13 protein-coding genes are annotated in these 12,356 nt (G+C 49.3%); 4 read left to right on the top strand and 9 right to left on the bottom strand.

The window, feature by feature from the left end; genetic code table 11:
* Positions 1-223: 223 nt before the first annotated feature.
* Positions 224-1,633: a threonine synthase gene (gene thrC, locus BBP27_RS04575; protein WP_003746333.1), complete on the bottom strand. Its 1,410-nt coding sequence runs from the start codon at positions 1,631-1,633 to the stop codon at positions 224-226.
* Between the two features lie 86 nt (positions 1,634-1,719).
* Positions 1,720-2,094: a hypothetical protein gene (locus BBP27_RS04570; RefSeq protein ID WP_188211587.1), complete on the bottom strand. Its 375-nt coding sequence runs from the start codon at positions 2,092-2,094 to the stop codon at positions 1,720-1,722.
* Positions 2,095-2,245: 151 nt separating this feature from the next.
* Between BBP27_RS04570 and BBP27_RS04565 the strand changes: the two genes are divergently transcribed.
* The 4 genes from BBP27_RS04565 to BBP27_RS04550 all read left to right on the top strand — a co-directional run bounded on the left by BBP27_RS04565 (position 2,246) and on the right by BBP27_RS04550 (position 6,983).
* A complete protein-coding gene (locus tag BBP27_RS04565; protein WP_188211586.1) occupies positions 2,246-3,553 on the top strand; it encodes a replication-associated recombination protein A in 1,308 nt (435 codons plus the stop codon).
* 99 nt (positions 3,554-3,652) lie between these two features.
* Positions 3,653-4,954 (top strand): polyamine export protein PaeA, encoded by a 1,302-nt coding sequence (gene paeA / locus BBP27_RS04560; RefSeq protein ID WP_188211585.1) that lies wholly within the window; start codon positions 3,653-3,655, stop codon positions 4,952-4,954.
* 59 nt (positions 4,955-5,013) lie between these two features.
* Complete coding sequence (locus tag BBP27_RS04555) at positions 5,014-5,817, top strand: RNA ligase family protein (RefSeq protein WP_223168908.1); 804 nt, start codon at positions 5,014-5,016, stop codon at positions 5,815-5,817.
* A 32-nt stretch (positions 5,818-5,849) separates the two neighbouring features.
* Positions 5,850-6,983, top strand: coding sequence for an AAA family ATPase (locus BBP27_RS04550; RefSeq protein WP_188211584.1), 1,134 nt, complete (start codon positions 5,850-5,852; stop codon positions 6,981-6,983).
* 97 nt (positions 6,984-7,080) lie between these two features.
* Here the strand turns inward: BBP27_RS04550 and BBP27_RS04545 are convergent, their stop codons facing one another.
* From BBP27_RS04545 to BBP27_RS04515, 7 genes are all read right to left on the bottom strand, one after another.
* On the bottom strand, positions 7,081-7,386 hold the full coding sequence (locus tag BBP27_RS04545) for a hypothetical protein (protein WP_003746349.1): 306 nt from the start codon (positions 7,384-7,386) through the stop codon (positions 7,081-7,083).
* A 26-nt stretch (positions 7,387-7,412) separates the two neighbouring features.
* Complete coding sequence (locus BBP27_RS04540) at positions 7,413-8,303, bottom strand: NAD(+) kinase (RefSeq protein WP_188211583.1); 891 nt, start codon at positions 8,301-8,303, stop codon at positions 7,413-7,415.
* A gap of 27 nt (positions 8,304-8,330) precedes the next feature.
* Complete coding sequence (locus BBP27_RS04535; RefSeq protein WP_003746353.1) at positions 8,331-8,903, bottom strand: ubiquinone biosynthesis accessory factor UbiJ; 573 nt, start codon at positions 8,901-8,903, stop codon at positions 8,331-8,333.
* Between the two features lie 50 nt (positions 8,904-8,953).
* Positions 8,954-9,727, bottom strand: coding sequence for an SDR family oxidoreductase (locus BBP27_RS04530; RefSeq protein WP_188211582.1), 774 nt, complete (start codon positions 9,725-9,727; stop codon positions 8,954-8,956).
* 89 nt (positions 9,728-9,816) lie between these two features.
* Positions 9,817-10,458, bottom strand: coding sequence for a TetR/AcrR family transcriptional regulator (locus BBP27_RS04525; protein WP_188211581.1), 642 nt, complete (start codon positions 10,456-10,458; stop codon positions 9,817-9,819).
* Between the two features lie 18 nt (positions 10,459-10,476).
* Positions 10,477-11,517, bottom strand: a complete 1,041-nt coding sequence (murB, locus tag BBP27_RS04520; protein WP_188211580.1) for a UDP-N-acetylmuramate dehydrogenase — start codon at positions 11,515-11,517, stop codon at positions 10,477-10,479.
* Positions 11,518-11,563: 46 nt separating this feature from the next.
* Positions 11,564-12,337, bottom strand: a complete 774-nt coding sequence (locus BBP27_RS04515; protein WP_070461730.1) for an LEM-3-like GIY-YIG domain-containing protein — start codon at positions 12,335-12,337, stop codon at positions 11,564-11,566.
* Positions 12,338-12,356: the final 19 nt, after the last annotated feature.

Below are 12,356 nucleotides of genomic sequence, written 5' to 3'. Positions count from 1 at the left end.
TCCAAATTTAGAGCAAACATGCAATTCTAAACGAAAATATCTGTCATTACAATGTTTGCAATTGAAAGTCAAAAGGAGTCGGTATTGTTTTAACGCCTTGATTTTATATTGGGAACGACTGTGGTTTGGTGGGTTTGGCAATAATGTTGCCCACTTCTCAAATATCGGTTGCGGCCGTCTGAAAAAGTTTCAGACGGCCTCATCAGTCGTCAAGGACGGCCGGTTAAGCCAGAGCTTCCTTAATGATGTCTTTCACTGCCGTCGCATTATTAGGGACAACACGGACCCGTTGTGGCAGATTTTCCAAGCCTTCCAATGCGGCAGGGCGGGGGATGGAAACTTCGCCGACAGCTTCATGGATGGTGGCTTCAAATTTGGCGGCCAGTGCGGTTTCGAGGCAGACGATGGTTTCGCCAGCTTCGCGGACTTCACGGGCAACTTTGACGCCATCGGCTGTATGCGGATCAATCAATTCATGATCTTGCTCGTAAACCTGTTTGATGGTGGCAAGGCGGTTGGCATGGGTCGATTTTCCGGAAACAAAGCCATATTGTTGATGTACTTTGTTTAAGGCAAATTCCAAATTGAAGCCTTTGCCGGAGGCTACTTCCGCCCATAAGGTTTGGATTTCGTCCGCATCGCGGTCCATCAGGTCAAATACAAAACGCTCGAAGTTGGAGGCTTTGGAAATGTCCATGGACGGGCTGGAAGTAACATGGGTATGTTCGCTATTGCGCGGACGGTATGCGCCGGTTTTGAAAAATTCGTCCAATACGTCGTTTTCGTTGGTGGCGACAATCAAGCGGTGGATGGGCAAGCCCATTTGGCGGGCGATATGGCCGGCGCAGACATTGCCGAAGTTGCCGCTTGGTACGCAGAAGCTGACTTTTTCGTCATTGCTTGATGTGGCGTTGAAATAACCGGCGAAGTAGTACACGACTTGGGCGACGATACGGCCCCAGTTGATGGAATTGACTGTGCCGATATGATATTTGGCTTTGAATTCGGCATCGTTTTGTACGGCTTTGACGATGTCTTGGCAGTCGTCAAACATGCCTTCAACAGCGATGTTGTGGATGTTGGCATCTTGCAGGCTGAACATTTGTGCGCGTTGGAATGCGCTCATTTTGCCTTCCGGAGACAGCATGAAGACGTTGACGCCTTTTTTACCGCGCAGGGCGTATTCGGCGGCAGAGCCGGTATCTCCGCTGGTGGCACCCAAGATATTGAGTTCTTTGCCTTCTTTATTCAATACATATTCAAACGCATTACCCAAGAATTGCATGGCCATGTCTTTGAATGCCAAAGTCGGGCCGTTGGAAAGGGCTTGGATTTTGATGCCGTCTGAAAGTGTGCGCACCGGCGTGATGGCTTTGGTACCGAATACTTCTTCGGTGTAGGTGCGGTTGATGATGTCGCGTAAATCATCAGCAGGGATGTCGGTGGCAAACAGACTCATGACTTCAAACGCCAGCTCGGGGTAGCTGAGTGTGCGCCATTGGTCTAAAGTAGCACGGTCGATTTGAGGGTATTGCTCAGGCAGCATCAAACCGCCGTCAGGAGCCAAGCCCATCAATAAAACTTCGCTAAATTGCTTGCGTGCGGTCGCACCGCGGGTGCTGATGTATTTCATGGTTTCTTCTCTATGTATTTAAAATTCAAATAGAAAGTCAAAACGAATTCAGACGGCCTTGATGTGAAAAAAGGCCGTCTGAATGATTATTTGTAGAGTCGTTTGAAGCAGGCGGTAACCGTTTTTGCGGTAACGGAAGCAATGGCCTGTTCGCGGGTTGCTGGACTCAATACCTGCATCATTTCGGTTGCAGTCAATTGGTTTGGCGCTTCTTCGCTGGCGCAGCCGCAGATTTTATTTTCCCATTCGGCTTGTTTTTCCGCGCTCATGGCCAAAGCAATGACGCGCCATTCGTTACGTTTGTTCAATTCGGTACGGCATTGGCTGTCTACCGCCATTTTCACTACGCTGCTGCCGATACCCGTACCGCTGCCCAAACCGCCGAAAGATTCGCCGCCGGTAGCGCATGCACCCAATAAGAAAGCTGATGTAACAGCTGCCAAAAGAGCTTTTGAAGTCATGATGTTTCCTGTAAACAAGGCCGTCTGAAACGTCCGAAGAATTCTCAAAATAGCATGTATTATACCGTAATGCGGCCCGATATGTGTGTTTGCGAAACTACCGTATAATGCTAGCGAGTTTTCTTTTCAATCAATCAGCACGAAAGCCGCTATGTCCGACCTTTTTGCACGTCAACCCGAAGCCCCTTTAGCCGAACGCCTGCGCCCGCATTCTTTAGATGATGTCATCGGGCAGCAGCACTTAATCGGCGAGGGCAAACCTTTGCGCGTGGCGGTGGAAGGTGGAAAGCCGCATTCTATGTTGCTGTGGGGGCCGCCGGGTGTAGGCAAAACCACGCTGGCACGGATTTTGGCGCAGAGTTTCAATGCGCAGTTTCTGCCTGTTTCCGCCGTATTTTCAGGTGTGAAAGACATACGCGAGGCTATTGAAAAGGCTGAAATTGCCCTGCAACAAGGGCGAGCGACGATTTTGTTTGTTGACGAGGTACACCGCTTCAACAAAGCGCAACAAGACGCATTTTTGCCTTATGTCGAAAGCGGCTTATTAACCTTTATCGGCGCGACCACGGAAAACCCGTCATTTGAAGTCAATCCGGCATTGCTCAGCAGGGCGCAGGTTTATGTCTTGCAATCCTTGTCTTCAGACGACCTGAAAAAGCTGATTGCCAAAGTATTGGCTTTGCCCGAATACCAAGAGTTTACGATTGAAGCCGATGCGCAAGAATTACTTGTGAATACCGCCGATGGCGATGCGCGCAGATTGTTGAATTTATTGGAACAACTTTTACGCGCTGCCGATACACGCCGTCTGAAAACCTTAACCGCCGAATTTCTTGCCGATAGTTTGGGTGCGCAAATCCGCCGTTTCGACAAAGGCGGCGAGAGTTTTTACAACCAAATTTCCGCGTTGCACAAATCCGTGCGCGGTTCGCATCCGAATGCCGCGCTGTATTGGTTTTGCCGTATGCTCGACGGCGGCACCGACCCGCGCTATCTCGCCCGCCGCATTGTCCGCATGGCATGGGAAGACATCGGCTTGGCTGATCCGCGTGCCTTAACGATTGCCAATGATGCCGCCGCGACTTATGAGCGCTTAGGCTCGCCGGAAGGGGAGCTTGCTTTGGCTCAAGCCGTGTTGTACCTTGCCGCCGCCGCCAAATCCAATGCAGGCTATAAGGCATACAACCAAATGCGCCGTTTCGTCAAAGAAAATGCCAGCGACGAAGTGCCTGTCCACCTGCGCAATGCACCGACCAAGTTGATGAAAGAATTGGGTTACGGACGCGAATACCGCTACGCCCACGACGAACCGAACGCCTACGCCGCCGGCGAAAGCTATATGCCCGACGGCTTGGACGAACCCGATTTCTACCAACCCGTCCCGCGCGGATTGGAAATCAAAATTGGCGAAAAGCTGAAGTGGCTGAAATCCTTGGATGAAGATGCTTTAGATGGTTGAAGCGATAAATACACATAATATTAATCACAGAATAAATTAAATTTTTCAGACGGTCTTTGATGTCTGAATGTTTTTAACCTATACCACACATAATTTTTCATGAATATTCTCGAAGCCTTACTATTATTGTGCCTGCTGATTGTCATTAGCGCGTTTGTGTCCTGTTCCGAACTCGCGCTTGCTTCGGCGCGCAAAATCAAATTGCAGGTCATGGCGAAAGACGGTGGCGATACACGCGCGCTGGATGTGCTCAATATGCAGCAGCAACCGGGCAGTTTTATTACCGTCGTCCAAATCGGTTTGAACGCCGTCGCCATTCTTGCCGGTATCGTCGGAGAGGCGGCGGTGCGCCCCTATTTTGACGGCTTGTTGGCAAACGCTGGCAGTTGGGGCAGTACCGTTGCGTCGCTGCTGACATTTACGTTGGTAACAGGCAGCTTTATCCTGATTGCCGACCTGATGCCCAAGCGCGTAGCGATGACCTACCCTGAAGCGGTGGCGGTACGCATTGTACGGCCGATGATGTTTTTAATTTTTATCTTAAAGCCGTTTATTTTGATTTTTGACGGATTGGCAAACGCAATATTCAAGCTCTTCAAAATTTCCACCGTTCGTCAGGAGCAACTGACCTCGGAAGACATTTACGCCGTCGTCGATGCCGGTGCGCAGGCTGGTGTGTTGAAAGAACAAGAACACTATCTGATTGAAAACATTTTCGATATGCAAGAGCGCAAGGTAACTTCCACCATGAGCACGCGCGAATACATTGTCTATTTTGATAAAAACGACAACAGCGATACCGTGTTGGAAATGATGTCGGACAAACCGCACAACAAATTCCTCGTATGCGACGGCGATTTGGAACGCGTCATCGGCTATATCGAATCGCACACGCTGCTGACTTTATTTTTAAAAGAAAAAGACGTCCGACTGACCGACAAGCGCGTGTTGCGCAAAGCCTTGTTCATCCCTGACACGCTATCGCTTTACGATGTCTTGGAAACCTTCAAAACTTCCGGCGAAGACTTTGCCGTAGTGGTGAACGAATACGCGCTGGTGGTCGGTGTGGTAACGCTGAAAGACGTGATGAGCATCGTCATGGGCGAGTTGGTTAATACCGAAGAAGAGCCGCAAATCATCCGCCGCACCGAAGACACCTGGCTGGTAGATGGCGCGACCCCGCTCGCCGACGTGATGCGCGCGCTGGATATCGAAGAGTTTCCCGATTCGGAAAACTACGAAACCATCGCCGGCTTTATGATGTATTCCCTGCGCAAAATCCCGAAGCGCACGGATTTTCTGGTTTATGCCGGTTATAAGTTTGAAATCATCGACACTGAGAATCTAAAAGTTGACCAACTATTGGTTTCCAAACAAGAAAATGTAGTGGGGAAAATGTAACCAGTCTCTGGGAACACTTGAAAAGAAAATTAAAAAATAAATAAAAAGGAAAAAATATTATGACAAATAACGAACCTCAAAAATACGCCCGCAGCCTGCATGCGCCCATCAGCCTCGGTACAACCTCTGACGACCGTTTTATGCCGCGCGGCTTCCTTTCATATTTTGCCGAGCTGCCGAAATTGGTTTTAACCGAAAAATTAGATGGGCAAAACAACTGCTTTGCTGCACACGGCCTCTATGCCCGTAGTCATACTGCACCTACCCAGCATCCGTGGGATAAACCTTTGCTGCAACGATGGCAGCAAATCAAAGATGATTTGGGCGATCTCGAACTTTTTGGCGAGAATATGTACGGCATTCATTCGATTGCCTATTCTCAACTGGAAAGCTATTTTTATCTATTCGCCGTCCGTCGTGGCGGACATTGGCTTTCATGGGAAGAGGTTAAATTTTATGCGCAGCTGTTTGATTTTCCGACTGTGCCAGAAATTCCCATTTTTCAGCCGCTTGTAGATTTCACTCAAAAATACGCCAATGAAGATATTGCTTTAGCGCAATGGCTGGCCGCTAATCTGGGAGAGTCGTGGACGGAGAGCGTACAAACTGCCGGCAAACTTGGCGGCTACGATCCGAATACAGGAGCAGCATGCAGCGAAGGTTTTGTTATCCGTAACGCCGCTGATTTTGCCACCAACAACGGCAACCTATCTGTTCAATCCAATGAATTCGACAACCTTTTCAAATTGGTACGAGCCAAGCACGTTAAAACCGATGTTCATTGGACGAAAACTTGGAAGCCTGCCCGTCTTATCGACTACGACAAATACCATTGGCAAAGCTGGCAGTTTCAGACGGCCTAAAGTCCAATTATCCAATAATAAGAAAGACAACCATGTGGACATTCCCATATTACATACCCGGCCAACTTCCTGATTGGCAAGCTTTAGAACGTCGTTTCAGCTGGTTTGCCGATATGAAAAACGTTCCCCAAGATCCTGAATGGCATGCCGAAGGCGATGTATTTACGCATACCAAAATGGTGTGCGAAGCCCTGCTGCAACTGCCCGAATTCCAAGCACTCGGCGAGCAGGAGCAACACATCTTGTTTGCCGCCGCCATGCTGCACGACGTAGAAAAACGCAGTACGACCAAGCGTGAAATTGAAAACGGTAAAGAGCGTATCGTTTCGCCGCATCACGCAAAAAAAGGCGAACATACCGCCCGTACTTTGCTGTATACCGAACTTGCCGCTCCGTTTGCCGTAAGAGAAGCCATCGCCAAACTTGTGCGTTTGCACGGATTACCCTTATGGGCAATTAACAAGCCTGATCCTGAGCGAGCCGTCATAGCGGCCAGTTTGCAGGTTAACACTGCGTATCTTGCTATGCTTGCTAAAGCCGATGTTTTAGGCCGTATATGTTGCGACCAACAGGATATTTTGCTGCGCATTGATTTGTTTCGTGAACTCTGTGAAGAAAATGCTTGTTGGGGCAAGGCGCGTACTTTTGCCAGCGACTACGGACGCTATCTCTATCTTAACGGCCGTAGCGAAATGCCGGATTATCAGCCGTTTGATGACCGGACCTTTGATGTGTACGCCATGTGCGCCATAGCAGGCAGCGGCAAAGACAGTTACATCAGGCAACATCTTGCCCATCTGCCCATGCTGTCGCTGGATGAGATTCGCCGTGAGCGCAAACTTGATCCCGCAGATTCCAAACATACCGCCGAAGCCGTGCGTTTGGGTAAGGAGCAGGCAAAAGAATACCTACGCGCCCGTACGTCATTTGTCTTTAATGCGACCAATCTTAACCGCGACCTGCGCAGCAAATGGCTGCCGATGTTTGCCGATTACGGCGCGCGCGTGCATCTTATTTATTTGGAAGTGCCTTACACGCGATTGCTATCGCAAAACCGTAACCGCGAACATTCTGTGCCGAATGATGTGTTGCACCGCATGATAGAAAAGCTAGAAATTCCTGATTACAGTGAGGCGCATACAGTGGATTTTGTGGTTTCTTCTTAATAGGTAAGAACCTTGTAATCAGGCCGTCTGAAACAATCCAATGTTTCAGACGGCCTTTTTATGAAATCAAAAATTGCTAGAGCTAAGACAGAGGTCTTTATTCGCAATTTAAGCCTTTTGTTTTTTCAGCGAATGTATCCATGGCAATTTGGCACATGCGTTCACGTTGGCCTACGTCGGCGGCGGGCAGGATTTGGCGCAGGTATTTTGTGTTGTCGCGTTGGAACGATGCTTTATCACCTGCTTTTTGGTAACATGCATCTGCACGGGTAAAGTATTGCTGGCAGATTTTCGGCAATTCTTCAAAGGACAAGGGTTTGCTTTTGTGCATGCCGTGTGCGGAGACGGAGAGGGAGGAAAGGGCGCACAGCGCGATGATTAAGGTTTGGGAAATGGTTTTCATGGTCAGCCTATTTATTGAAGTGGTGTTTAAATCAATTGTTCGCCCCAATGCAGCTTTTGGCGCAGGGTTTTGAAGTATTGGTAATCGGTGGGATGGAGGACGCGCAAGGGGTTGTGATAGCGGCGGATGATGATACGGTCGAAGTTTTGTACGTCGATATGGGATTGTCCGTCAAAATGTGCGCGTGCGTCGCCGCTTTTGGTAATGAGGATTTCGATCACGCTGGTGTCGGAGATGGCAATCGGGCGGTTGGTCATGGATTGCGGGCAGATAGGCACAAGCGTGAAGGCGTGCAGGTCGGCCTGCATGATGGGGCCGCCGGCGGCAAGAGCGTAGGCGGTCGAACCTGTCGGTGTGGAAATAATCAGGCCGTCCGAGCGTTGGGTATAGACAAATTCTTGATTGATAAAGACTTCAAATTCGATCATTTGGCCTGCGCCGCCACGAGACAGTACGGTGTCGTTGAGGGCGAGGGCGCGTTCGATGGTTTCGCCGTCACGAATGATGCTGGCTTCGATGAGGATGCGTTCTTCGGGCAGATATTTGCCTTCCAGTACGGGGCGGATGCCTTCAACCATGGTGTCGCGTGAGATTTGGGTGAGAAAGCCCAAGTGGCCTTGATTGATGCCGATGATGGGGACGGCGCGCGGGGCGACTTCGCGGGCGGCGGAGAGGAAGGTACCGTCGCCGCCGAGCACAATGACGAGGTCGCAGTATTTGCCCAGTTGGGCTTTGTTGACGGTTTCGCAGTAGGCGGAATCTTGGATATAGACGCAGTGTTCTTCTACGCTCAATTCATCCAGATAGATGGTGAAGCCGTTTTCGCGCAGAAAAGAAACCAATGTGTGGACGGTATCTTGAATCTCGGGCGTATTGGGACGCGTAACGATACCGATGTTTTTAAATGGGCTTTTCATGGTAGTAGGCCGTCTGAAATTAAGTATTTAATCTATCCAGATATCGCGCTCGAGGCGGTCGAGGCGTTCGTTTAGGCGGGCAACGTCGTCACGCAGTTTGTCCACTTCTTCCAGCCATGCGGCAAGCGTGGCTTGGTCGATAACAGGGGATTCGGGTTCGCGTGAAAAGTCGCTGATTTGCTCGGCAATGCTTTTGCCGATTTTTTTCATGGTGCGGCCGATGTCGCCGGCACGCGAGCTGATGCTTTCTGCGGCCACATGACCGAATACACGCGCCAAATCTTCGCTCGGATAATAGCGCAATCCGCCTAAAATAGGAAGGACGGACATGCCCAATACCAAGTCGCCTTCGAGGCTGATGTCGCCCACGCCGGGCTGGCCGCCTTGGAGGATTTTTTGGATGGCGCTGTTGTGGAATGTGATGTTGGTGTCGGCAGTGTCGTTTGCGGTTTCAAGAAAACCTTGTTCGCTGATACGTCCGGTCAGTCTGAAACCGGTCAGGCTGATGCAGATGATGCTGCCTGCAAATTCAGACAGCTCGCGCTGTTGCTCCGGATTTTGCTGTATCAGGTGGTTGATAATGGGAAATAGGGCGGACATGGTTTACTCTAAATGCCGTCTGAAACGGATGAATGGGTTGAGTCGCAATTTTACAGGCTTAGTCCGTCTGCGCAAACGGTATTTACAATTTTGCCATTGCTTTCATCATCAACGATGAAATCAGGAGCAGGCAGGCCGAGTTTGGCCGCTTCTGCAGTATAAAATTCGGCCCGGCTTGGGTGGCGGGGTTCGACAATATTGCGGATACGTTTGCCGTCGGCTTGGCAGGCCGTCTGAAAAAGGATTTGGACGGCTAAGTCTTTATGAAGGATATTGACGGGTTGGTTGCCGCCTTGAATGCGTGTTTTTTGAACCAGCTTGGTAACAGGATGACGGTCGGCAGAATAAAGTCCGCCCAGTCGCAATATGTCGATATGGGGGACGGCACTTTCCAGCAAGGCTTGCTCAACCGCGAGGATTTGACGGGCGGATTCGGTTTGCGGATCGGGCGGCGTGGTTTCATCACATATGCGCGCCTGGTCGCCATATACGCTGGTGCTGCCGGTAAAGATGATGTGTTGTACCTTGCATCGCTCGGCAAGCTGAATCCATTTTTTCAGGGTATCGTCGTAATGGTTTAATGACGAAGGCGGAAGCAGGCAGAACCATGTCGGCTTGTTGATATGGTTTTGCCACAATGCCGAATTATGAAAAATATCTTCTTGATTTAAATCGAGGATGTCGAGTTCAATCGGCAGATTGATGTCGTCGGAGGTCAGGTTGCGTTTGACGGCGGCTACCTGACTACCTTGCTCATAACATTTTTGTGCCAGCGGAAGGCCGAGATAGCCTAAGCCGAGAATGGAAATATCGGGAAGGTGCATAAATAAAGCATCCGAAAATTAACAGGCCGTCTGAAAATAGCTTTAACTTGGTTAAAGCCACGTTTTCAGACGGCCTTTGTATGGAAAATTTAATGGTTGCTGCCGATTTTTTGGTCGAATTCGGCACGGTGTTCCGGCAGGAGGTAAGGGCGCAACAGGCTGAGTGTGCGGCTGATGCCCCGTACTTTGGAATCTTCGGTCAACTTGGCGCGGCCGCGCAGGGAGCTGTCGAAGTCGAACCAGTATTTCGTCACCATCCACATATTGACGGCAAGGTCGTTCATGGCGGTTTGGTCTGCGCTGATGATGTTCAAGCCGTTGAGCTGGGTCAGCAGGTTGACCAACAGCGGGGATACTTTGGCTTGGGTAAAGGTATTGTGTTCGCCCAATAATTCGGCACTGCGGGCAAGCAGGGTGTTCACATCGCTGAAAAGGAAACGGTATTCCCACATCACATTATAAATACCGGCCATGTAGTTGATGGAGTCTTCCACATTGGACGGCAACACGGCTTCGTTAAGATAGGCAAGCAGGGCTTCGCTGTAACGTTTGAACAATTGGACGATGATTTCGTCTTTGTTGCGGAAATGGTAGTAGAGGTTGCCTGGGCTGATGCCCAAGTGGGCGGCAATGTGGTTGGTGCTGATATTGCGCTCGCCTTCTTCGTTGAACAAGGCGAGGCTGGCATTGATGATTCGTGTGTAAGTGTTGACTTTAGCAATGCGCGGCATGGGATACACTCCTTTGTTTTATAGGCTGTATGAAGTCGGCAGCCAGTTGGGTTCTGCGTGTAATTCTACCTGAAATTGAGTAAATACTGTATTACAAACATATTGTGCCAGCTGGTGGACATCTTGCGCGGATGCGTTGTTTTTATTCACCAAAACCAAAGCCTGCCTGTCATGCACGGCCGCACCGCCGATCTGATGGCCTTTCAGACGGCATTGGTCAATCAGCCAGCCGGCCGCGAGTTTGACCGAACCGTCAGGCTGCGGATAGCGTGGCATATTTGGGTATTGCTGCAACAAATCGGCCACTTTTTCAGCGCTGACAACTGGGTTTTTAAAGAAACTTCCGACATTGCCAAGTACGTTAGGATTAGGCAGTTTACTGTTGCGGATTGCACACACTGCATCGGAAACATCTTTGGCAGTTGCTTCCCGGCCTTGGCTCAGTTCGGCAACCGCTGCCGCCAAATCGCCATAGCCCAAGTTCGGCACAAAATGCTCTTTCAACGCAAATACAACCGAAACAATCACATAACGGCCTTTGCCTTCCTGTTTGAACAGGCTTTCACGATAAGCAAAATCGCAATCGGCATTGGAAAGCTCGACAAAAGTTTCCGTATTCAAATCAAAGCAGCGGACGCTATGGATAACATCTTTGACTTCAACGCCGTATGCGCCGATGTTTTGTACCGGAGACGCGCCGACCGTACCCGGAATCAGGCTGAGGTTTTCCAGCCCGCTCAAACCCAGTCCAACCGTATGCAAAACAAAATCATGCCAAATTTCCCCGGCCTGCGCTTCGATATAAACCAGGCCGTCTGAACGCTCAATTTCGCGTATTCCCTTGTTTTCCATATGCACAACCAGACCGGCGTAGTCTTCCATCAAAAGGATATTGCTGCCGCCGCCGAGCCATAAAACAGTATCTCGGTCGAACTCGGGCAGCCGGACGATGTCGCGCAATTCGTCGGCGTGTTTGAGCGCGATAAAGGCTTGGGCTTGGGCTTTGAGGCCGAAAGTGTTGTAAGGGGTAAGGTCGGTTTGGTATTGGATGGGTTGCATGATGATTTGTGATTTTGTGGATTCAGGTCGTCTGAAAACTTACTATTTAACAATTACGATAGGTAATGGGGTTTTGGGGCGCTTTATAATTTTCTTGGGAAGAATAGGTCAGCTTATTCACGATTTCTTCATAAATGTCGGAGCCTTCTGGTAACGACTTGCCTTCAAACATCCAACGGCCTTGAATAATATCGTCGGCAGAAATCCATCTTTCGATTTCATACACTGCCAATGTCCAGCCGCGATAGACTGCAACTGCATATTTTGCTTTTTCACGTCGGCTTCCGATTTTCCAATATTTCCGTGTGCGTTCGTAAATTTCCTTATCCCTATTGGCTTCAGGAATATTTCCGGATCTAATGCCTTTTTTTAGTTTCTCATATTCGTTATTAATCGTAATTAAAACAATGGGTTTATCAGTTTTTAATTCTTGAGCATCATACTTTCGTTTTAATTCCGACAAACTCATTAATCCTACTTCTGAAGAATGCGCACCCCCTTGAATATTAGTCAGCGGCTGCTGGCTCGGCTTGACTAGGGAGAGTAGGTCTATTGCCATTGCTTCATATTCAAAAGCCTGTTTGTCTGTTTGGATGTTGTGCCGCAGAATGTAATACACGGGCTGGTTTCCGCTTTTATGTATTTCCCTAATCAAAGCAATTTTATCACTTGGCTTTTCTGTTTCTTGTAATGAACCTAGGGCATGATGGAAAACGCGATTGCCCACGCCTTTACCTACATAGAAAATATTGCCGTCTCTAGGGTCAATCAAGCAATAAACATAGTAAGCAAGTTTTTCTATAATGGAAGTTGAAAACATTTTTTTCCTTAAGAGTGAA

This window comes from Neisseria sp. RH3002v2g (genome assembly GCF_014596425.2).
In the GTDB taxonomy this organism is placed as follows: domain Bacteria; phylum Pseudomonadota; class Gammaproteobacteria; order Burkholderiales; family Neisseriaceae; genus Neisseria.
This window is presented reverse-complemented; position numbering and strand designations above follow the sequence as displayed.